Origin of the sequence: Nonomuraea sp. NPDC003709, from assembly GCF_040610775.1 — a bacterium.
Taxonomy (GTDB): Bacteria; Actinomycetota; Actinomycetes; order Streptosporangiales; family Streptosporangiaceae; genus Nonomuraea; species Nonomuraea angiospora_A.
In genome coordinates this window covers 523,783-545,565 of the sequence record NZ_JBEXMW010000007.1, presented here as the reverse complement: position 1 = coordinate 545,565, position 21,783 = coordinate 523,783, and the positions used below count along the sequence as shown (strand labels likewise).

Here is a 21,783-nt window from a genome sequence, read left to right as displayed (position 1 = left end):
CGCGCCGGCCATCCGCCGCCCGCCGTCGTCCACCCCGACGGCGCCGTCCACTTCCCCGACGCCGATCCGAACTCGCCCCTCGGCGCCGCCACCCCACCCTTCGACACCGTACGGATGGAGCTGCCCGAAGGCAGCCTGCTGGTGCTGTACACCGACGGCCTGGTCGAGTCCGCCACCCTCGACATCGACCAGGGCATCGCCGATCTCGCCAAGGCGCTGGGCGACACGGTCCCCAGGATCCCGCCCGCGGCGACGTGCCGGCACCCGGACCGGGACGCGACCCCGCTGCACTGCGCCGCATGCCTGGAATCCCTGTGCGACAGCCTCACCGCCACCCTGCTGCCCGGCCGGCAGGGCACCGCCGACGACGCGGCCCTGCTGGTGGTCCGCACCCATGCGCTGCCGAACGACGACATGGCCACCTGGCCGCTGCCCGAACACCCCAAGGCCGCCGGCGAGGCCCGCGAACACGTCCGAGCCCAGCTCAGCGCCTGGCACCTGGACGACCTGTCGATGACCACCGAGCTGCTGGCCAGCGAGCTGGTCGGCAACGTCGTCCGCCACGCCAAGGGCCCCATCCACCTGCGCCTGCTCCGCAGCGCCGTGCTCACCTGCGAGGTCTCCGACGGCAGCCTGACCACGCCCCGCATCCGCCGCGCCGCCGACACCGACGAGGGCGGCCGCGGGCTCCAGCTGGTCTCCGCGATCTCCCATCGCTGGGGCACCCGCTACACCGACACCGGCAAGTGCATCTGGACCGAACAACCCCTCGTGTGCCCATCACCTGCCCTGCTTCCCGAGCAGAGCGGCCTGGACCTGTACGACCTGCTAGACGATGAGTGAGGCGTCGTCGAACCTCAGAGGAAGACCATCGAACGGCGACAGATTCGATCGGTTCGGTTCGCGGGCGGACGCAGGGGACAGCGTGCGCCGGATTTCCCCGAGGTGTTCGGTGGGCTGTCGAGGCATGGCAATGACCGCGCCGTACGGGTGCCGGCGTACTGCTGTTCCTCGGGACGATCGGCCCACAGGAGAAACACGTCTTCACTGACATTTGGTGTCAGTGATGGTGTGGAGACTGTGCGCATGCCCGTTCAGATCCCCCATCGCACGACCATGCGGCTGCTGATCGCCGCGGCTTTCACCACCGCGCTCGGCAACAACGTCCAGCTCATCACCGGGGCGCTGCTGCTGGCCCGGGAGCAGCAGACCATGATGGCCGTGGGCTGGTTGTTCATCGCCGTCGCGCTGCCGCAGGCCGTCCTGTCTCCGTACCTGGGACGACTCGCGGACCGCCTGGATCGCCGCCTCCTGTGGATCGCCTGCGACACGGTGAGCGCGATCGTGGCCCTCGGCCTGCCGCTGTGGCTGGCCGCGGGCGGTGCGGCCGGGGCCGGCATCTACGCCGCGAACTTCGCGCTCGCCCTGGTCAGCGCGATCTTCGTGCCGGCGAGCGCGGCGCTGATCAAGGAGCGGGTCCCCGGCGGCACTGTCCTGCGCCGGTTCAACGGCCGCTACGAGATGGCCACCCAGGCCGGGATGCTGCTGTCCGCCACCGTCGGCGGGCTCGCCGTCCAGGTCTTCGGCGCCGTCCCCCTGCTCGTCTTCAACGCGGCCACGTTCGCCGTTTCCGCTCTTTGCGTGACCGCCGTCGGCCGTACCCGGCTCGTCGGCGGGCCCGCCGACGAGCCGGTGGAGGCCGCGGGCCCGGATCGGCCGCCGCTTCCGATGGGCAGCCTGATCCTTCTGTACGCGCAGGGCAGTGTCGTGGTCACCGTCTTCAACGCCCTCCTGCCCATGTATGTCCTGGTCGAGCTCAATCGCGGCGCGGGGACCTTCGGGGCCATCGACGCCCTGGGCAGCCTCGGCTTCCTCGCGGCCGCCGCCGGATACCGGCTGTTCGCCCAGCGGTACTCCGATCTGCGCATCGCAGTGGCGGGCTTCTTCGCGTGCAGCCTGCTCATCGTCACTCAGGGGCAACTGGGCGTCGCCGGACTGGCCGTGCTGGTCCCCATGGGCGCGTTCGTCTTCGGCCAGGCGAGGATCTCCTCGCGGAATCTGCTGATGGCCCGGGCCGGCCGTACGGACATAGGCCGGGTCTTCGGCCTCGCCAACGGCGGCGGGCTCGCCGCGACCGTCGTCGTCATGCTGCTCGTGGCCACCGTCACCGATCACACCAGCGCGGGGGCGGGTTTCGCCACCCTCGGGGCTTTCGCGCTCCTGTCGACGATCTGGGCTCTGGTGCTCCAACGACGTGCTGTCAGGGGTACGCGATCCGGACTCCCGAGCGCCAGGAAATCACTACGAAACGGAGCTGTGCTATGACCATCCGGACGAACGTACGTGGATGGAGGACCGCACGTGGACGACCCGCTCGGTAATTTCGCGAACATCGACGCCGAGGCGTTCCTGCGGGATTCCGAGAAACGGGTGGCCGACTTCGCCGCGGCGCAGGAAGGGGTCGCGGCGGCGGTCGGGCGGGCGACGGCCGCCGACGGTCTCATCGCGGTCGAGTGCACCGCGCAGGGCGGGGTGAGCCGGCTGGACATCGATCCGAGGGCGAAGCGGCTGAGCGTGCACGAGATGTCCGCGGCGATCCTCGCGGCCATCCGCGACGCCGACGCCGACCTCCAGCGCCAGTTGTCCGCGATCATGGCGGGCGCGTTCGGCGGAGGGCTGGACCGCGCCCTGGGCGACCCCGACACCGCCCGGGCGAAGGTCGCGGAGGCGCAGCAGGCCTTCGACCGGATGATGGGTGACGCGATGGGTGAGCTGGATCGTATGCGGAGGAAGCTCGGCTACTGATCAGACCTCCTGCGGCTTGAGGCCGTCCGTGAGGGTGCGCTCGGTCATCCAGGCGGCACCGTACTTCAGGGCCAGGCCGAGCACGGTCCTGAGCGTGAAGTTGCGCAGCTCGATGACCCGCTTCTCGGCCGTCATCGCCTGCGACAGCGCCTCCCACGTGTAGTACACCCTTCCAGGACCGGCGAGCAGAGCCTTGGCCAGGGTGGCCATGGCCAGGCTCGCGATGCCCATGTGGAGGTAGATGTACAGCGTCCAGAGGTTGGCCAGCACCCTGAGCATCCACGAGAGGCTGTGGGCGGAGTCGGCCGCGGTGTCCGACTCCATGGCGTAGCCGGTGACTCTCTGCCCGTAGAGCTCCCGCTCCGGCGCCTGCCAGCTGGCCTGGGACACGCTGTCGTGCTGCTCCCGCGCCGCCGTGCCCGCCGCGTACACACCGTCTCCGAAGGCGCTCCAGCCGTCCGCGGCCCTGTGCATCACCTGCGGATCGGACGGGACCGACAGCCCGTACGCGACCACCACCCGCTCGAACACGGGAAAGATCAGGGCGGCGAACGCGTACATGCCGAGCGTGGAGTACTGCATCCGCTTGAGGTCGCCGCCCTCGTCACCCGGCTGGAACGGGTCGGGGGTCCCGCCGGGGACGGGGATCTTAAAGCCGCCGGACATTGGCCTCGTTCCTGTTCTCCACGGTCTGGATGTTGCCGGCGACCGTGTGCAGCCGGTCCCGATGGTCGTACAGGGCCTCGATCGTGTTGAGGACCGTGCTCTCCGCGTAACCGACGATCTTGTCGTGTTCGCTGGTCAGGGGCCATCCGAGCACCCCCATGGCCCAGGGGCCCATGCGCATGTTCGAGGGGAAGTCGCTGACCTCGGCCAGGTGCGACACGGGGGAGGTGCCCGCGACGTCATCGACGAGAGCGTCGCCCAGCGCTCTGATCGCTGACAGCCGGTGGATACGTGATGCTTCGTCTTGGCTCAAAATTACTCCAAGTACGTGATCCATTACTTGGCTGGACATACTAGCCGGAACCTGGCTGGTGCTGTCCGGGCCTGGCCGGCACGTGGACCGATTTCGGACGAGTGCGTCCGAGCCTCTGTTGGACACCTGGCCGGGGTGGCTTTCCTGAGCCTGACGCCCCGCCGCGCAGCGATCCAGGGCGGTCGACCAACCAGAACAGGAGCCCGAACTATGCCAGTCCACATCAAGAAGCCGTTCCCGGTCGCGCTGCTGACCGTCCTCGCGGCCGTCAGCGCCACGCTGCTCACCGCCACCCCGGCGACCGCCGGCGTCAACGAGCGCAGCCACCTGGCATCTGCCTGCGGCCTGTACCGGGACGGCGACGCGGCCATGTACAAGAACTGCACCGGCGCCGGCGAGAACATCTTCGTGACCTACCTGCTGGGCGGGAACACCTATTTCTGCGTGGCACCGGGAGAGTCGAAGTACGTCGGCAGGTGGAGCAACGTGTTCAGGGTGTACAACCGGGGCGGCTGCTGACCCCTCAAATGAGTATGGGGCCACGGGACGGCCGGCCCGTGGCCCCATGTGGTGAGCTGTGTCGCCTGCTCAGAAGGAATGTCGCCCGCTGCGATGCCTTCAGGCCCGCAGAACGGTGACCTGCCGCCCCGCCGGGGTGCGGTCCTGGTCGAACCGGACGCGGTCCTCCATCGGCGACGCCTCGGGACGGCGATCGAAGACCACCAGGTAACCGGCGTCGAGATCGAGCCGGTCCAGATAGCGGTCGAGCTGCGCGAGCCCTTCGTCCACCGGATCCCGCTGACCGGGCCGCCACACCTTGAGCTCCATGGCCTCCCGCTGCACCTGCCCCTCGCCGTACGGCCAGCGCAGGTAGACGTCCAGCCGACCGGTGCCCGCGGCGTATTCCCGGTCGAGGAAGCCGCCGCCGTTGACGATCCGGTGCAGGTAGGCCATGAGGATGATCTGGCACGCGGCCTCGTGGTAGGCGGTGCCACGGACCAGGATCTCGCCGTGCTGCTTCCAGAAGGCGGTGAACTCGCGCAGCAGCTTGAGCAGATCCAGACGGCCGTCGGGGAGGACGAAAGACCGTGAATCGTCGTGGATGATGGCTTCCACACGGCTACCCAGCACGCGAAGGATGACCTCGCGGTAGATGGGGTTGGCGATTTCGAGCACGCGCCCCCGGGCCGCCAAACCGAGATCACGCACGTAGGAGAAGTCGTCCTCGAAGCTTTCGTCGTGGTCGACCGGCGTGCCTGCGAGCATCGGTTCGAGCACTCGCTTGACTCGGGGTTCGTGCAGCTTGGCGACAAGAGAATCCAGGTGGGTGGCGCGGTCACGGATGAGTCGCTCTTTGGCCTGCTCCATGTGCCCGGCAGTGATCGGCTCCTCTGGGGGGACCCGCATCTCCCAGGTGATCTCCCAAGCCAGCGCGTTGACCAGCCAGGGTTGTCCGCGGGTGAATTCGAAGGCCGCTGCGATGGCTTCCTTGGTGAACTCCTGCCCGGTCTCCGCGGTGTGCTGGCCGTACAGCTCCCTGATGTCCTCCGGGGTGAAGTCGCCCAGGCGAAGCGACCTGACCGCGATGTTGAAGGGACTGATCGCGCCGAGCCGGGTGGGGTCGCCGCCTGAGGCGATCTTGTAGTCCCGCACGTCCCTCAGCCCGCACAACACCACGGAGTTGGGGAACGGAACACCTCTGGGACGATTGTTGTGGCCGATGCGTAGTTGCCGCAGGACCGCTTTCAGGCTCTCCCCATACAGCGCATCGATCTCGTCGATGAGCAACACGAGCGGGAGCTCGCACTGGGCGGCCCACGCCTGGAGGGCGGCGCCCAGCCGATTACCCGGAGCGGCCTCAGGCCAGGAGTCGGGCGGCGAGTTGTTGCTCCAACGGAGGTCGTCCAGCAGGATCAACTCCGCGGCTTCGTAGTCGTCGCCCGTCACGGAGGCCTCCTCGCAGGACATCATCACCACCACGGCGGCGCCTTCCTTGGTGAGCTCATGCTCCAGGGAATGCAGCACGGTCGTCTTGCCGGACTGGCGCGGAGCGTGGATCACGAAGAAGCGATCCAGGTCGATCAACTGGCGCGCCTGCGGCAGCCGGGGCTGCGACGGCAGCACGTAGTGGAGCCGGGGGTCGCACGGTCCGGTGGTGTTGAAGTACCTGGGCCTGGTCACCGTCACAGTGTGGCATCGAGTGGTGACAGATTCGATCGGATTGACGCAGGAGCCGAATCTCGCGCTGCCCGCCCGATTGCCCACCTCGTGCACCGTCTCCCTCATCCCGCGCGGCGGCAGGTCGTCGAGGAACTCAGACCACGATCCAGCACGGTGCCGATGGACCATCATGGAGGGTCATCGGCTCGAGCCTCCGGGACAGCCGGAACCACCATGGGGAATCATGCGGACCTTTTTCGAGCCGGACCGGGGAGAGGAGTTCGAGGCGGCCAAGGACCTGCTGATCCGCCGCTGTCTGGACTGGGCCGACGACCGCGGACTGGCCGCCGACGGCCTGGTGCTGACGGCGGCCTTGGACTCCCGCCATCGCAGCAGAGACGGACGGCTGGCCTTCTGGGATGCCGCGCAGGTGCGCCGGTTCCTGCTGGAGTGGATCCCCCGGTACGTCGCCGCACCCCGGGAGGACCTTGACGCCGCCCCGGAAACCCTGATCACCCTGCTGCGTTACCTCGACGCGACCGGCATCCGCGACCCGCGCGGCGCCACGACGGCCGAGTTGGAGAAGGCCGTGGCCGAGGCCGTGCAGGAATATCCGGCGGCCTTGGCGGACCCGTACCGCCAAGGGCTGGCGAGGTTCTGGGCTCAGGTGGCCATCGACAACGGTGTCGACCCGAGCGACCACAAGGCCCTGACGAAGTTCCAGCGCGATGTCGACGCGGGGCGGGTGGCGTACGACGCGGACGCGCTCGGCAAGGTGGCGGAGGCACGTTTCTTCGGACGCGGGCCCGACGAGGAGCGGGCGTTCCCCCAGCCGCCCATCGTCCTGCCGCCCGCGCCGGAGATCGCCGCCGCGGCGGCGCGAAGCGAGACCGTACGGAGGCTGGCGGCGCTGGCCGACTGGGTCGGAACGGGGGGCCGGCCGCTGACCAGCGCCGGAAACCTTCGCGTGGCCGACGCCCGCGAGCTGGCCGAGCTCCTCGGCACCGGCGAGCAGGGCCTCAAGGTCCGCAGTGCCATGCACATGCCCAAGGTGCACCTCCTCGTCGAATGGGCGAAGGCCGCCCGCCTGGTCCGGGTGAGCAAAGGCCGCCTCCTACGGGTGGCCAAGGCCGCGCCCCTGCTGCGTGCCCCGGAACGGCTGTGGTCGCGGGCTTTCGAGGTCTTCCTCGGCCTCGGCCCGGTGATCGGCCTCTCCGCCTCGGGGTGGGAGGTCCGGCCGCCGCTGGCGAGGGTCTTCGACGAGGTGATGGCGGACGTACTGAACAGCGTGTACGGCCTCTCGGACGGGGTCCCCGTGGCCCGCCTCCAGGAGACGGTCTGGCTGGCCTGCCGCGAATATCTGATGCTGGACGATGGGCCGCAGAACCCGCAGCGGCGGAAGGTCGACGACGACCTGGTCGCGGCGCTGGAGACCCTGGCCGAGCTCGGCGCGGTGGAGCTGAGCGATGGCGTCGCCGACGCCCTCTACCTCAGCGACCTGGGCGATGACGGCGAAGAGCAACCCCTGCCGCCCGACGCGCGGGCCCGGCTGCGTGCCGTGCTCACCGAGCCGGGCCTGCTCGTGAGCCTGACCCCGCTCGGCCTGCGGGGTGTGCGCGAGCGGATGCTCGCCGAGGGCCGGGACGCGCCGCTGGTGGGAGAGCTGGCGGAGGCCGCGCCGGGCGAGCTGCTCGGCCTGCTCGCGGAGCACTACCCGCCGGAGGAGGCCGCGACGGAGCTGGAAAGCTGGCTCGCCGCACACGGCGGGGACGTCGAGCCGCTGCTGGACGCCATACGGGCCTGCCCGTTCCGCACCCGCGCGTCCGTCATGCTGAGCACGCTGGTGGAGGCTCGTCCAGACGGCCGGTCGCTCCTCGCGCGCCTGCGCGGGGACCGCGTGCTCGGCCCCATCGCCGTCACCCTGCTGCACGACACCGGAGCCATGGGACCCGACGATCTGTCCTCCTCCGAGCAACTCCTGCTCATGACCGAAGGCCTGCTCAACCTGCTGGAGCTGGCCGGCCCGGAGGAGGTCGTGACGCAGCTCGGCCAGATGGCGGGTAGGGAGGCGCCACAGATCATCGAGGCGGTGACCCAATCCGGTCATCCCGCCACGATCGGCATGGACGAGCTGCGCAGGCTGGTGGCTGAGCCGTTGCGTGCCCGTTCCCGCACGCTTCGCTTCGTCGAGGGGCCCCGGCCGGGGGCGCGCGGCCGCCGTTCCGGTCACGGCAAGAAGCGCAGGCGCTGACCTGCCCCGGTGCTTCGTACTCGTGGCGTGGATCAGACGGTACGGGTGAGTACGGCGGTGCGGATGCCGCGGCGCAGGAGAGCGGGCAGGCACAGGATCGTGCCGAGCGCACCGATCCACACCGTCGACTCCAGCCCGGCGAGCGCCGTGGCCGCGGAGGCGAGCAGGGCGCCGAGCGCGACGGCGCCCCACAACTGGAACCGCTGCACGGCGGACACCCGGCCGAGGAGTTCGGGCGGGGTCTGGGTCTGGCGGAGGGTCAGCGAGATGGGGCTGAACGCGCCCTCGCCCACGCAGTGCACGATGCTGCCGATGACCAGGCCGGCGGCTCCCAGGCTGCCGTGCGCCGCCCCCAGCGCGGGCATGGCCACGATGCCCAGCACCGACACGGTGGCGGCGAGCATGAGCGCGCGCGGACTGCCCAGACGCCTGATGAGGAAGGCCGAGGCGAGGTTGCCGATCGGGTAGCCGGCCGCGGCGGCGCCCACCACGATCCCGATCCACTGCGGCGACAGTCCCAGGACGTTGCGGCAGTACAGGACCAGGCTGGTCTCGACCATGGAGAGGAACAGCACGTAAACGGTGCCGCAGGCGAGGACCGGCTCCAGAACCGGATGCCCGAGCGCGAACCTGAGCCCGGCCGCCACGTCGCGCCGTACCCAGCCCCGCTCCCGCACGGTGACGGCGGGCGGCGCCTCGCGGTGCCGGATCGCGACCAGCGCCACGAGCGAGGCGGCGAAGCTGACGGTGTTGGCCAGGAGCGCGCCGGCCACGCCGAGCAGCCCGATGACCGGCCCCGCGGCCATCGGCCCGACCGCCTTCGCGGTCGACTCCGACAGTGCCAGGCGGGTGTTGCCGGTGTGCAGCTCGCCCGGGTCGGGGAAGAGCCCGGGCAGGTACGAGGTGTAGGCGACCTGGAAGAACACCACCGCGCAACCGCTCACCAGCACCAGCCCGAACAACAGGGGGAAGCTGAGCACGCCGGTGACCGCCGTCACCCAGATCGCGCCGAACGCGACCACCTGGACGCCGTCGCAGACGAGCATGACGGTACGGCGGGGCAACCGGTCCACGATGGCGCCGGCCGGCAGGCCGAGCGGCAGGAAGGGCAGGAACATGGCGAACGGCAGCAACGCGGCCTGCGCCGGCGTAGCGCCCAGCACCGTCACCGCGAGCAGCGGCAGCGCCAGCGTCATGAACTGGTCCCCGAACAGCGACAACGACTGCCCCGCCCACAGCAGCCCGAAGCTCCGGCGGGCCATACGTCCGGACGTCTCCGTCATGACGGTCATGCCTGCCACCAGAAGTCCCGCAGCAGCGAGTGGACGATCTCCGTCTCCTCGACGTGGCCGAACGAGCCGCTGCGCTCCAGCATGTGGAACCGGGCCTGGGGCGCGAAGCGCCGGAAGTCGCGCTGCAACGCCGGGTGCAGTGCCCGGTCGTAGCGCCCGGCCAGCACCATCAGGGGAACGCTGATCTCCTTGAGCCGGGGCCTGAAGTCGGGGATCCTGGCCACCTCACCCCCGATCACGAAATCGACGTCGTCGCCGCAGAAGATCGGATAAAGCTCCTGGTTCCTGGCGCCGGGCTCGTCGGCCAGCAGGGCGGCGTTGGCCGGGTCGTAGAAGCGGACGAGGGCCGCCGCCTTGGCGAACTCCCGCCTGAGCGGCTCGTCCGTGGAGCGCAGCCCGTCCAGCCGCAGCGCCTGGATCCGCTCCCACACCTCGGGGAGCTGGGTGGCCAGCTCACGGTTGATGTTGGCGTGGTTGAGGTGCCACATCTCGGGGCTGTGCAGGGTGTTGGCCAGGGTGACGGTACGCGCCACGGCGGGGTGGTCGAGGGCGATCGCCTGCGCGACCAGCCCGCCGTACGAGAAGCCGTACAGGTGGGCGGGGCCCAGCTGCTCGAGCAGCGCGGCCACGTCGGCGACGTCATCGGCGAAGGTGATCTCGGACAGGTGCCGAGGACGGCCGGAGCGGCCGCGGCCGAACAGGTCGACGTAGATCACCCTGTGGTCCGCCGCCAGGCCGTCGAAGTGCGGGTGGAAGATCACATGCGATCCCGCGGGGCCCAGTCCGGCGAGCAGCACCACGGCGTCGCCGTCCCCGTGCTGCTCGACCCAGATGCGCCGGCCGCCGCGGATCTCGTACGCCTGACCAGGGGGATGTTCGATCATGGCGCTCATCTTGGCCCGAACGGAAGGCGGGACGACGGCGGATATCGGACCTTTCATTTGGGGGTCGTCCGCGCGCCGGCCGGGCCCGGTGAAAATCAACTGGGAAACTGTCGGTGCTCGGTGATAGAAAGCAGGTTCGATACTCGCGTGCTCGTGCCCGGGGGAGGGCCTGCCAGTGACCACCAGCAGTTCGGAGTTCTCTGTCTCCGGCCCGAGCTACAACCGGCGCGGCCCGGTGCGCTGGCTCTGGTCCCATCTTCGCCGGCATCCGGCGCACCTGCTCGGGTTCCTCGGCGGGTCGCTGGTCATGGTGGTGCTCAATGCCCTGGTGCCGCTGTTCACCGGCGACGCCTTCGACGCCGTGCTGGGGCGGCCGGGCGAGCCGCTCGACGCGCTCGGCTTCATCGCGCTCGCGCTGCTGGCGATCGTGCTGGCGCGGGGGCTGTTCGACCTCGTGGCCAGGCTGTCGAGCGAGGTGCTGGCCAAGCGCCTTGAGCGGGATGCGCGCGACGAGCTCTACGTGAGCCTGCTCGGCAAGAGCCAGACCTTCCACAACCGCCAGCGGGTCGGCGATCTGATGGCCCGGGCCGCCAACGACATCCGGCAGCTCTCCATCATGATCACGCCCGGGGTCGACCTGATCGTGGACTCGGGGCTCACCGGGCTGGTGCCCATCTTCTTCATCGGGGCGATCGACCCGCGGCTGCTGCTGTCGCCCGGGTTGTTCGCCGTCGTGTTCACGGTCGCGCTCTGGCACTACATGCGGCAGCTCAACCCGGTGGCCACGCGCATGCGCGAGCAGTTCGGCGACCTCAACGCCGGGCTCAACCAGGCCGTGCGCGGCATCGAGGTGATCAAGGTGACCGCGCAGGAGGCGCAGGAGCGGCGGCGCTTCCGCGCCGACGCGCGGCTCTACCGCGACCTCTTCGTACGCAACGGGCTGGTCCAGGCCCGCTACCTGCCCACCCTGCTGTTCTCCTTCGCCATGGCCGGGGCGCTGTGGCACGGCCTCTACCTCCAGGGCATCGGGGCGATCACCATCGGCGAGCTGGTGGCGTTCATGGGGCTCATGGGCCAGCTCGGGTTCCCCACGCAGATGTCGATCTTCACGTTCTCCCTGATCCAGATCGGCATCGTGTCCTCGCGCCGGATCCTGAGCGTCGTCACCTCCGACAGCGAGATCGAGCAGCGGGCCGAGGGGCACGCCGCGCCGATCAGCGGGGAGCTCGTCTTCGAGGACGTGACGTTCGGTTACGAGGACGACGAGGAGCCGGCGGTGCGCGGGGTGACGTTCACCGTGCGGCCGGGGGAGACGGTGGCGATCGTCGGCGAGACCGGGTCGGGCAAGAGCACGCTGACCAAGCTGGTGCCGCGGATCTACGACGTCACGTCCGGCCGGATCCTCGTCGACGGCGTGGACGTGCGCGACTGGGACCTCGACTCGCTGCGGTCCCAGATCTCCACCATCGAGCAGGACATCGTGCTGTTCTCGCGGTCCGTGTCCGAGAACATCGCCTTCAGCCTGGGGCAGCGGGCCGATCATGAGGCCGTGGTGCGGGCGGCGGAGGACGCCCAGGCCGCCGAGTTCATCGCCGAGCTGGACGACGGCTACGAGACCGTGATCGGCGAACGCGGGGTCACGCTCTCCGGCGGGCAGCGGCAGCGACTGGCCATCGCGCGGGCGCTGCTGACCGATCCGGCGATCCTCGTGCTCGACGACTCGACCAGCGCCATCGACTCCGCCACCGAGGACATGATCCAGCAGGCGATCGGTCGCATCCTCGAGGGGCGCACCACGCTGCTGATCACCCACCGGCTCTCGCAGATCCGGTGGGCGGACAAAGTGCTCCTGCTCAGACGCGGCGAAGTGGTCGACTTCGGCACCCACGACGAGCTGATCGCGCGCAGCCGGCTCTACCGCCGGATCTTCGCGCACTACGACGAGGTCGAGCTGGACGGTGACGGCGACGTGGACGGGGTGCTGGCCGCGGAGCAGGGAGGGGTGCGCTGATGGGCTTCATCATGGACGGCCTCGACGCCGAGGACTACGACCGCACCTACAGCGACCGTGCCCTGCTGCGCCGCATCATGTCGTACTTCCGGCCCAAGCTGGGGCCGATGGCCCTGGTCGCCACCATGATCGTGCTGCTGTCCGCGAGCCAGGCGGCCGTGCCGGCGCTGGGCAGCCTGGCCGTCGACGCGGTCTCCGACGGCACCATCGGTTCGGTCGGCTGGCTGCTCACGGGCGGGATCCTGGTCACCGGGGTGCTCTCGTGGGTGTTCAACTTCATCCGGCAGAAATACAGCGCGCAGGTCACCGGTGACGTGGTGCTCCAGCTGCGCGAGGACGCGTTCGACGCGGTGCTGGCGCGCGACCTGTCGTTCTACGACGAGACCCCGTCCGGCAAGATCGTCAGCCGGGTGACGTCCGACACCGACGACTTCGCCACCGTGTCCACGCTGACGATGGACCTGATCAGCCAGGTGCTGATGGTCGGCTTCGTCACGGTCCTGCTGTTCGTGCGCAGCGTCGAGCTGGCCCTGCTGACGCTGCTGGTGGTGCCGATCGTGGTGGGCCTGGCGCTGATGTTCCGGCGGCTGGCCAGGATCAGCACGCGCAGGGCACAGCGCTCGCTCGGCCGGGTCAACGCCAACCTGCAGGAGACCATGGGCGGCATCGCGGTCGCCAAGAACTTCCGCCAGGAGCAGCAGGTCTACGACGAGTTCCGGCCGATCAACCGGCAGAGCTACCAGGTGACGCTCCGGCAGGGGTTCGTCTTCTCCACCATCTTCCCCGTGCTCTTCCTGGTGGCCGGGCTCGCGACGGTGGGCCTGGTCCGGCTGGGCGGCGCGCAGGTGCTCGACGGCGGGCTGTCCGCGGGCGACTGGTACCTGTTCCTGCAGGGCGTGTCGCTCTTCTGGTTCCCGCTGACGTCCATCGCCGCGTTCTGGTCCCAGTTCCAGCAGGGGCTGTCCGCGTCCGAGCGCGTCTTCGCCCTGATCGACGCCCCGCCGCGGGTGGTGCAGAGCGCCGCCGAGCCGCCGGGCAGGCTGGCCGGGCGCATCGAGTTCCAGGGCGTCACCTTCGGCTACGACGCCGCCAGCCCCGTGCTGCGCGACTTCGACCTGCGGATCGAGGCCGGGGAGACCGTGGCGCTGGTCGGCCACACCGGCGCCGGGAAGTCGACGCTCAGCAAGCTGATCACCCGGTTCTACGAGTTCCAGGAAGGCCGCCTGCTGATCGACGGGCGCGACATCCGCACCCTTGAGCTGGGCGCCTACCGCAGCCAGATCGGCGCGGTGCCGCAGGCCCCGTTCCTGTTCAGCGGCACGGTCGCCGACAACATCCGCTACCCGAGGCCGGAGGCGGGCGACGACGAGGTGCGCGCCGCGGCGGCCGCGGTGGGCGGCGGCGACTGGATCGAGGCCCTGCCCCACGGGCTGGAGACGGACGTGGGCGAGCACGGGCGGGCGCTGTCGATGGGGCAGCGGCAGCTCGTCGCGCTGGCCCGGCTGCTGATCCAGGACCCGGCGATCGTGGTCCTGGACGAGGCCACGGCCAGCGTCGACCCGCTGACCGAGGCCCAGATCCAGGAGGGTCTCGACCTGGTGCTGGCCGGGCGGACCTCGATCGTCATCGCGCACCGGCTCTCGACGATCGAGCACGTCGACCGCATCATCGTGCTGGATCACGGGCGGATCGTGGAGGAGGGCGACCACGCGACCCTGCTGGCTCGCGGGGGGCGCTACTGCGAGGTCTACAACACCTACTTCCGCCACCAGTCCCCCAACTACCGCGCCGGCTCCGGCTTCGTCTCCGTGACGGGCGGCGGCTCCGGCTGACCACCCGGCTCGCCGCTGTTCAGGTCGCCAAATACGTCGTCTTCGACCAGCGGCGTCGGCTTCAGGTCGCCAAGCATGTCGTCTTCGACCAGCGGCGTCGGCTTCAGGTCGCCAAGCATGTCGTCTTCGACCAGCGGCGTCGGCTTCAGGTCGCCGGCTCGTCGCCTTCGACCAGCCGGGTTGGCTTGGTGAGCAGCGCGAACCTCCCGGTCAGCCAATCGGCGAGCAGGTCGCGCTCGACGAGCAGCAGCCTCTGGCGCGCGTCGGTCGCCTCCTGACGGGCCTGGCGGGTGAGGCGCCCCGAGGTGATGAGCACGCCGGTGTGCCCGGTGAAGGCGTTGGCCAGGGCTCCGAGAAAGTTGCGGACCGCCGGTGCGCCGACGCTCTTGTTGTAGCGCTTGCACTGGACGGCGCAGCGCGTGCCGTCGGGCGCGACGGCGGTGATGTCCACACCGCCGTCCCCGGCGCCGCCCCGGATCCGCACCCGGCGGAACCCCTGGGCGATCATGCGCTCGGCGACCAGCTGCTCGAACTGCGGCCCGGTCATGAGGTCGACCTTCTCCAGGGCCGCGTTGGCCGCGAGGAACCGCAGGCGGCGGGCCTGGATGACCCGGTGCCGCAGGAAGAGCCCGCCGCTCAGGGCCGCGATCAGGACGACGGTTATGGCCATCGCCCATCCCGGATATTCGGTGATGAAGTAGACCACGAAAACGATCGCGACGACGGCTCCCGCCAGTCCCATCACTCGAAGATCGTCGATGCCGTTCGACTTGCGCCGCCTGTTGCCCCGCCTGGATCCCCTCGCCATGGGTCCCTCCCGGAAGAACGATGTTTGCTGGCGAGTATGAAGCGCGGCACCGACAGAGCGGCCGATGTTGTCAGGTCGGCGGGTGCCGGTGGGCTGGGTGGTCTGTGACGATTGTCCATTTTCGTGACAGGTGTGGTAAATCTTCTCCGTCACGCTTGTCACGGAGGTCCCATGCGTACCTTGCCCATCGTCGGCTTGACCACCTTGATGCTCGGGCTGGGTACCCACGCCGCCGTCGCCGAGCCCCCGGAGGCGGATGCGCCGCTCGCGCGTCAGGTCCCGACGACGTTCGCGGCCGGGAACGACTACTGGACGCCGGAGCGGATGCGGGCCGCCCAGCCGCTTGCCGCCCCCGATGATGCGGGGAGCGGCGCGACCAGGAGCGCGACGCCGTACGCGGCGCAGGAACAGGTGGACATCGCGCCCACCCCGTCGGCCGGTACGAAGCGGTGGGTCACCCCGTACGTCACCTCGGCGGCCAAGCAGCGGACGTGGAAGTCCGGTGGCCTCATCGCCAAGACGGCGGGCAAGGTGTTCGGCACCGGCGGCAACGGCAAGGACTTCGTGGCCTCCGGCAACGTCGTGACCAGCGCGGACGGGGACGTCGTCGTCACCGTCGGGCACGCGATGATCGACGGCGAGGGCCGGTGGAGCACCAACCTGGTCTTCGTCCCGGCGTACAAGAACGGCGCGGCACCGTACGGCAAGTTCGTGGCGCGGACGATGTTCATCTGGTCCGGCTACTACAAGGACGGCGCTCACCAGCCGCCGTTCGACTTCGGCATGCTGGTCGTCAAGCCGGTGAAGGGCAAGACGGCCGTGCAGACCGTGGGCGGCCAGGGCCTCAGGTTCAACTCCACCGCCGGCGGCTCGTCCAACCTGCTGCTCGGCTATCCGAGCAACGGCAACGGTGGACAGACGCTGCAGTACTGCAGCGGCGCCTCGGTGACCCCGGCGTACGGGATGAAGTACGCGTTCCTCTGCGACATGGGCGGGGGGTCCAGCGGCGGTCCGTGGTTCCAGAGCTTCAACAAGATCACTGGTACCGGCTACCAGATCTCCACCCACGCGCTGCGCAACAGCACCACCAGCTACGGCTCCTACTTCGGCCCCGAGGCGCTCAAGACCTTCCGCGCCGCAGAGGCCGCCTGAGCGCGCCGCCGTCCGCGTCTGCAGCCGCTGCCCAGGCGCTGCCGATCACGCTGCGGCGGTTGCCCGAGCACTGCAGACCGCGCTGCGGCGGCCGTCTGAGCGCGGTGCCGACCATCTTGGCCCGCCGCGACCACCTGGCCCGTCGAAGGCTACTCTTGAGGCTTTTGTGACAATAGGGGGAAATGTGACCACACTCAGCCGCCGACGGCTCCTCCAGGCGGGCGCGGGTGCCGTGCCGGCGATCGCGCTCGGGGCGCGTCCCGCGTCGGCCGCCGTGGCCGAGCCGCTGACCACCGGTGTCGTGCCGAGCGCGATGGCCGGGTTCGACAAGGCGATGAAGACGTTCATCACGGAACGGGACATCTCCTGCGCCCAGCTCGCGGTCGCCAAGAACGGCAAGATCCTGCTCGCGCGCGGCTACGGGTTCTACTCCAAGACGGGCGCCCCCATCGTGCGGGTGCAGCCGACGTCCCTGTTCCGGGTGGCGAGCCTCAGCAAGAGCCTCACGGCGGCCGCGATCGTCCGGCTGGTCCAGGACGGCAAGCTGACCCTGGGCACCAAGGTGGCCACCGTGCTGGGGCTGTCCACCACGGCGGACCCCCGGCTGGCGAACGTCACCCTGTGGCGCCTGCTCCAGCACCTCGGCGGCTGGGACAGGAACGTGTCGAAGGACCCGCTGTGGAACGACCCCACGATCTCCGCGTCGCTGGACGCGCCGCTGCCGATCGACCACGCCGACATCATGAAGTACGTCACCGCGAGGAAGCTCGACTTCGACCCGGGCACGAAGTTCGTCTACAGCAACTACGGCTACATGCTGGCCGGGCGGATCATCGAGAAGGTCTCCGGCATGAGCTACGAGTCGTACGTGCGGCAGAAGCTCCTTGCCCCCGCCGGGATCACCCGGCCGCGGCTCGGCCGCAGCCTCCGCTCCGAGGCCTTCTCCACCGAGGTGACCTACGCCTCGAAGTACACCAACAAGAGCGTCGTGGACCAGTCGGGCGCCGTCGTGCCGTACCCCTACGGCGGGTTCAACATGCCCAACCAGGACGCGAACGGCGGCTGGCTCGCCTCGGCCGTCGACCTGGTCAAGTGGGGCTTCGTCTTCGACGCCGCCGGGCCCGTGCTCAACTCCACGTCGATCTCCCGGATCTTCGCCAAGCCCGAGACCGGCGTGACCGCCGGCGGCTCCTGGTACGGCCTCGGCTGGTACGCGCGCAACAACAACGCCGGCGGGCTGAACACCTGGCACACCGGCAGCATGCCCGGCACGTACAGCTTTCTCGCGCGGGTGCAGAACGGCGTCAGCTACTGCGCGATCTTCAACCGCAGGGAGGAGGAGGGCACGCCCGACTTCGACGCGATCGACCCCATCCTCGGCGAGGCGATCGGCACCGTGAAGACGTGGCCCACCACGGACCTGGCCCCCAAATACTTCTGAAAGCACCCTCGTGACCGCCAATGTTGCGTCATGTAACGTCGCGGGAAAGGTAAGACCTACCGAGGAGCGGTAGATGGCCGAGGAGCAGCGACTCGACGCGACAGGTCAGCAGCAGACGAGAAGGCAACTGGTCCGGGCGGTGATCGCCTCCGCCGTGGGGACCTCGATCGAATGGTACGACTTCTTCCTCTACGGCTTCGCCGCCAGCACGATCTTCGCGGAGCTGTTCTTCCCCAAGAGCGACCCGACCACGGGCCTGCTCCTGTCTCTCGGCACCTACTTCGGAGGATTCGCCGCCCGCCCGATCGGGGCGGCGATCTTCGGGCACTACGGCGACCGGATCGGCCGCAAGGCCACGCTCATCATCACGCTCGTGAGCATGGGCATCGCCACCGCGCTGGTCGGGCTGGTGCCGACATACGAGCAGATCGGCATCTGGGGCGGCATCCTGCTGACCGTGCTGCGGCTGCTGCAGGGCATCAGCGTCGGCGGTGAGTGGGGCGGGTCCGTGCTGCTGGCCACCGAGTGGGGGAAGTCGCGCGGCGGGCGGCGGGGGTTCCTGGGGAGCTGGCCGCAGTTCGGGGTGCCCGTCGGGCTCGTGCTCGGCTACCTGGCCCTCGAGGTGTTCCAGCCGCTCGACCCCGACTGGGGCTGGCGCATCCCGTTCCTGCTCAGCATCGTGATGGCCGGCGTCGGCCTCTACATCAGGCTCGGCATCCTGGAGACGCCGGTCTTCACCAAGGTCCTCCAGGAGAACCGGGTCGAACGCGTCCCCGTACGCGAGGTCATCGTCAGGAACTGGCGGGAGATCGTGCTGAGCGCGCTGCTCCGGACCGGGCAGCAGGCGCCGTTCTACATCTTCACCGTCTTCATCCTCACGTACGCCACCAAGACCCTGGGGTTCAAGGCGGGCGACATCTACCCGTACGTCATCGCCGCCGGGATCGTGTCGCTGTTCACCGTGCCCTTCTGGGGATACGTCTCGGACATCGTGGGGCGTCGCAAGCTCTACATCATCGGCTCCGCGGCCATGGTGGTCTGGTCGTTCGTCTACTGGCCGCTGCTGGACACCCGCGTCCCCTCGCTGGTCCTGCTGGCCATCGTGCTGGCGGCACCCATTCACGACATCCAGTACGGCCCCCAGGCCACGTTCATCGCCGAGAGCTTCACCGGGCGGCTGCGCTACAGCGGGGCCTCGCTCGGCTACCAGCTGGCCTCGGTGACGGCGGGCGGGCCCGCGCCGCTGATCGCGGTCTGGCTGTACGCGACGTACCAGAGCTCGTTCGCCATAGCCGTCTACATGGCGATATGTGCGCTGATCAGCGTGGTTGCGGCGTTCGCCTTGAAGGACCGGTCGAAGCAGGACTACGCCGTCGAGTACGACGACGTACGCGAGACCGAGACCAGCCCTTGAGTCACGCGTCGCTCGGGCCCGGCGTCCAGCCGGTGACCTGAGACCAGTCGTCGGCCTGGCGGAGCGTGTCCCAGATGAACGGCCGCTTCGCCTCGACGTATCGGTGCCGCTCGTGCCGGAACTCGGCCGCGAGACGCCGCTTGACCGCCGCGTACTCGGCCGCGGTCCCAGGGTAGGCGCGCAGGTAGTCGCGGAAGAGCAGGGAGAGCTGCTGGGAGAAGCTGCCCAGCACGCGTACGTGCACATGCGTGCGGCGCTCGCCCGGCGCCTCGCGGAAGTAGCGCTTGGTCAGGTCGGGATTGTCCGCCCGGTACACCAGACCGAGGCTCTCCAGCGGCGATCTGAACGCCTCCGGCGGCTCGAACGACCGCACCGACACCTGGACGTCGATCACCGGCTTGGCCGCCAGGCCGGGCACCGCGGTCGATCCGATGTGATCGATCCGCGGTGCCACGTCGCCGAGCCGCCGGCGCAGGGCCTCACCGATCCTGGCGAACTCCTCGTGCCAGGCCGGGTCGTGGTCGGCTATCTCGACGGGGTCTGCCATGCGCCGATTATCCAGGGTCGCCTCAGCCGAAGGCGCGGACCTCCAGGAGCCCGACCGAGCCCTGGCCGCTCTGCAGCACGACCCGCAGCCTGGTGGTGCTGACAGCGGTGAACGTGACCGGGTTGTAGGCCCCGGCCGTGATCCCGTACGCGCTCGCCCCGGGCACGTCCGCGTACGCGCTGCCGTTCCAGTACTGCAGCTTCCACGAGGCGGGCACGCGCACGCCGCCGCCGTCGTCGAAGAAGTAGACCTCGGCCGACTTGATCGTCTGGGTCGAGGACCAGGTCAGCTCGGCCCACTGGGTGCCGGTCTCCGGCCAGGTGCCCCAGCGCGGGCTGGGCACGAGGCCGTCGTTGACGGCCGCGACGCTCTCCCAGGGCGAGGTGTACGAGGCCGAGGGGGTCGCGCTCGAGGCCAGGTTGACCGGCGTGGGGTTGCCGCCCCCGCCGCCGAAGGCGAGGTCGTCGTCGCTGAAGATCGGGTGGGACGGGTTGACGTCCGCCTCGCCACCGCCGCCGTCGCAGCGCCGGTCGGGGTTGAACATCAGGTACGTGCCCGAGGAGCAGGCCGTCGCGGGCTCGGCGTCGCCGCCGACGACCACGCTGCCGCCGAGGTTGGCGCCGCCCTGGACCAGCGCGCTGTTCTTCACCACGGCGTTGCCGCCGACGGTCGCGCCGCTGTTGACCCAGGACAGGTCCTCGATGCGGGCGTTGCCGCTGACCGTGCTGTTGCCGTACACGGCGGCCCGGGGGCCGACGTAGGCGGTGGCGGCCACGTTGGCGCGGTTGTCCACCCAGCCGCCGCCGTTGGAGTGCCAGTGTCCGCCGCCCGGCGCGGCCGGCTTCACGTGACCGGGCTCGAAGCCCCACGGCGTGGCGCCCTGCAGGCGGAACTGGTACGGGTAGCGGTAGTTCTTCGGGTAGCCGTCGAGGAAGGCGTACTTGTGGACGGCGCTCGGGGCGCCGACGACCACGAGGTAGACGTCCTTCTCGCCCGCCTGGGTCTGGAAGGTCACCTCGCCGTTCGAGGAGTTGTAGATCGGGCTGTAGCGGGGCGTGCCATTCTTCACCGCGACGAACCCGTACGACCAGCCCGATCCGGCCGCGGAGTTGACGTGGCCCCTGAACCGCATCCGGATGAGCGCGCCGTCGCTGCTCGGGACGAGGCGGATCTTGTTGTAGCCGTAGTCGGAGGGGGCGATGGCGTCGGAGACGCGGAAGTGCCCGGCCGCCGCGTTGACCGCCTGCGCCTCCACGCCGTTGTAGGCCGTGACGAAGGGATACAGGCTGTTGACGAACGGCATGAAGTCGGCGCGGTTGGAGTAGTCCCACGTCACGTTGCGCTGGGCGTACTCACCCAGCCGCCGGTTGAGCTCCGCCTGGTCGATGCCGGCGATGCGGCGGTAGGTCTCCAGCGGGTGCTCGTTGCTCCTGGCCTCGTTCCACAGGCGGTTGAACATGGCCAGGCCGTCGCGGTCCTTGATGTACTGCAGCAGCATCCAGTTGCCGTAGTGGTGCCGGCTGCTGCTGTAGGCGAGGTTCTCGGTGCGGATGAACCTCGTCAGGTCGCCCGCGGCCGTCTTCGGGTAGACCTGCATGGCCATGAACTCGGCGCTCGTCTCCCAGAACGTGCCCGCGCTCGGGTCCGTGAACCCGTAGCCGGACCTGCCGAGGAACGTGTAGTTCTGGAACACGTGCCCCAGCTCGTGCGCCAGCCCCCAGGAGCCGGGGAGCGCGGCGGCGGGGGCGATGTTGATGACGCCGACCTTGCCGTCGGTCGAGCCGCCCGTCGCCCACGCGTCGAGCGGCGCGTTCGACCACGTCCTGGTGACGATGACGATGATCTTGTACTGGGCCAGCAGCCCGGTCTCCGGCGTGAACTTCATGGTGTTCACGTAGAAGGAGTAGAGGGTCTCAAGCTGGCTGAGCATGTTGTCGGGGTCGAAGTTGTACGGGGAGGGCGCGGTCTTGGGGTTCGTGCCCGACCGGTCGCCCCATAACAAGATGAAGTTCGCGGACTCCTTCGTACGGTCGCCGGCCCACGGCACCTCGCCCGTGCTCTGCCACCGCGCGGGGATGAAGACGGCTTTTGCCGCCGCCGTGGCCGCCGGGGTGGTCGTGAGGAACGCGGTGACGAGCATCAGAAGGGCGACCGTCGCCGCCCGCAATCGTCTCATTCGGAAACCTCCGGGAGCCGCTCTCTTTGTT

General features: G+C 69.6%; 19 protein-coding genes. 10 read left to right on the top strand and 9 right to left on the bottom strand.

What is annotated here, in order from left to right; translation table 11 throughout:
• From ABZX61_RS24380 to ABZX61_RS24370, 3 genes are all read left to right on the top strand, one after another.
• Positions 1 to 843 (top strand): ATP-binding SpoIIE family protein phosphatase (locus tag ABZX61_RS24380; RefSeq protein WP_355197815.1); only part of this gene is annotated, 843 nt, incomplete at its 5' end.
• 243 nt (positions 844 to 1,086) lie between these two features.
• Complete coding sequence (locus ABZX61_RS24375) at positions 1,087 to 2,325, top strand: MFS transporter (protein ID WP_355197813.1); 1,239 nt, start codon at positions 1,087 to 1,089, stop codon at positions 2,323 to 2,325.
• Between the two features lie 36 nt (positions 2,326 to 2,361).
• The gene (locus ABZX61_RS24370) at positions 2,362 to 2,805 is read left to right on the top strand and encodes a YbaB/EbfC family nucleoid-associated protein (RefSeq protein ID WP_350726181.1); all 444 of its coding nucleotides are present in this window, start codon (positions 2,362 to 2,364) and stop codon (positions 2,803 to 2,805) included.
• Here ABZX61_RS24370 and ABZX61_RS24365 read toward each other — a convergent pair whose 3' ends face one another.
• Both ABZX61_RS24365 and ABZX61_RS24360 read right to left on the bottom strand, forming a co-directional pair.
• Positions 2,806 to 3,471 (bottom strand): hypothetical protein, encoded by a 666-nt coding sequence (locus ABZX61_RS24365; protein ID WP_355197811.1) that lies wholly within the window; start codon positions 3,469 to 3,471, stop codon positions 2,806 to 2,808.
• Positions 3,455 to 3,784, bottom strand: a complete 330-nt coding sequence (locus ABZX61_RS24360; protein ID WP_355197809.1) for a hypothetical protein — start codon at positions 3,782 to 3,784, stop codon at positions 3,455 to 3,457. Before ABZX61_RS24360 ends, ABZX61_RS24365 begins: the two co-directional genes overlap by 17 nt.
• A 210-nt stretch (positions 3,785 to 3,994) precedes the next feature.
• On the opposite strand from ABZX61_RS24360, the gene ABZX61_RS24355 reads away from it, so the two are divergent.
• A complete protein-coding gene (locus tag ABZX61_RS24355) occupies positions 3,995 to 4,303 on the top strand; it encodes a DUF6355 family natural product biosynthesis protein (RefSeq protein WP_355197807.1) in 309 nt (102 codons plus the stop codon).
• 99 nt (positions 4,304 to 4,402) lie between these two features.
• Here ABZX61_RS24355 and ABZX61_RS24350 read toward each other — a convergent pair whose 3' ends face one another.
• Positions 4,403 to 5,965, bottom strand: a complete 1,563-nt coding sequence (locus tag ABZX61_RS24350) for an ATP-binding protein (RefSeq protein ID WP_355197805.1) — start codon at positions 5,963 to 5,965, stop codon at positions 4,403 to 4,405.
• Positions 5,966 to 6,188: 223 nt separating this feature from the next.
• Between ABZX61_RS24350 and ABZX61_RS24345 the strand changes: the two genes are divergently transcribed.
• On the top strand, positions 6,189 to 8,195 hold the full coding sequence (locus ABZX61_RS24345; protein WP_355197803.1) for a hypothetical protein: 2,007 nt from the start codon (positions 6,189 to 6,191) through the stop codon (positions 8,193 to 8,195).
• A gap of 32 nt (positions 8,196 to 8,227) precedes the next feature.
• On the opposite strand, the gene ABZX61_RS24340 is transcribed toward ABZX61_RS24345, so the two are convergent.
• Positions 8,228 to 9,487 (bottom strand): MFS transporter, encoded by a 1,260-nt coding sequence (locus tag ABZX61_RS24340; protein WP_355197801.1) that lies wholly within the window; start codon positions 9,485 to 9,487, stop codon positions 8,228 to 8,230.
• Positions 9,484 to 10,371: an alpha/beta hydrolase gene (locus tag ABZX61_RS24335; protein WP_355197799.1), complete on the bottom strand. Its 888-nt coding sequence runs from the start codon at positions 10,369 to 10,371 to the stop codon at positions 9,484 to 9,486. The genes ABZX61_RS24340 and ABZX61_RS24335 overlap by 4 nt, the downstream gene beginning before the upstream one ends.
• Positions 10,372 to 10,546: 175 nt before the next feature.
• On the opposite strand from ABZX61_RS24335, the gene ABZX61_RS24330 reads away from it, so the two are divergent.
• Both ABZX61_RS24330 and ABZX61_RS24325 read left to right on the top strand, forming a co-directional pair.
• Complete coding sequence (locus tag ABZX61_RS24330) at positions 10,547 to 12,382, top strand: ABC transporter ATP-binding protein (RefSeq protein ID WP_355197797.1); 1,836 nt, start codon at positions 10,547 to 10,549, stop codon at positions 12,380 to 12,382.
• Entirely contained in the window at positions 12,382 to 14,214 is a 1,833-nt protein-coding gene (locus tag ABZX61_RS24325; protein ID WP_355197795.1) for an ABC transporter ATP-binding protein, read from the top strand. Before ABZX61_RS24330 ends, ABZX61_RS24325 begins: the two co-directional genes overlap by 1 nt.
• Here ABZX61_RS24325 and ABZX61_RS24320 read toward each other — a convergent pair.
• Positions 14,163 to 14,333: a hypothetical protein gene (locus tag ABZX61_RS24320; protein WP_355197793.1), complete on the bottom strand. Its 171-nt coding sequence runs from the start codon at positions 14,331 to 14,333 to the stop codon at positions 14,163 to 14,165. The two genes, ABZX61_RS24325 and ABZX61_RS24320, sit on opposite strands and share 52 nt — an antisense overlap.
• A 26-nt stretch (positions 14,334 to 14,359) precedes the next feature.
• Entirely contained in the window at positions 14,360 to 15,022 is a 663-nt protein-coding gene (locus ABZX61_RS24315; RefSeq protein WP_355197791.1) for a restriction endonuclease, read from the bottom strand.
• 171 nt (positions 15,023 to 15,193) lie between these two features.
• Between ABZX61_RS24315 and ABZX61_RS24310 the strand changes: the two genes are divergently transcribed.
• The 3 genes from ABZX61_RS24310 (at position 15,194) to ABZX61_RS24300 (ending at position 19,029) form a co-directional block, all read left to right on the top strand.
• Positions 15,194 to 16,174: a hypothetical protein gene (locus tag ABZX61_RS24310; RefSeq protein WP_355197789.1), complete on the top strand. Its 981-nt coding sequence runs from the start codon at positions 15,194 to 15,196 to the stop codon at positions 16,172 to 16,174.
• 184 nt (positions 16,175 to 16,358) lie between these two features.
• Entirely contained in the window at positions 16,359 to 17,615 is a 1,257-nt protein-coding gene (locus ABZX61_RS24305) for a serine hydrolase domain-containing protein (protein WP_355197788.1), read from the top strand.
• A 73-nt stretch (positions 17,616 to 17,688) separates the two neighbouring features.
• A complete protein-coding gene (locus ABZX61_RS24300; RefSeq protein ID WP_355197786.1) occupies positions 17,689 to 19,029 on the top strand; it encodes an MFS transporter in 1,341 nt (446 codons plus the stop codon).
• Between the two features lies 1 nt (position 19,030).
• On the opposite strand, the gene ABZX61_RS24295 is transcribed toward ABZX61_RS24300, so the two are convergent.
• Together ABZX61_RS24295 and ABZX61_RS24290 are read right to left on the bottom strand one after the other, a co-directional pair.
• Positions 19,031 to 19,576, bottom strand: a complete 546-nt coding sequence (locus ABZX61_RS24295; RefSeq protein WP_355197784.1) for a GrpB family protein — start codon at positions 19,574 to 19,576, stop codon at positions 19,031 to 19,033.
• Between the two features lie 22 nt (positions 19,577 to 19,598).
• A complete protein-coding gene (locus tag ABZX61_RS24290) occupies positions 19,599 to 21,752 on the bottom strand; it encodes a DUF6055 domain-containing protein (RefSeq protein ID WP_355197782.1) in 2,154 nt (717 codons plus the stop codon).
• Positions 21,753 to 21,783: the final 31 nt, after the last annotated feature.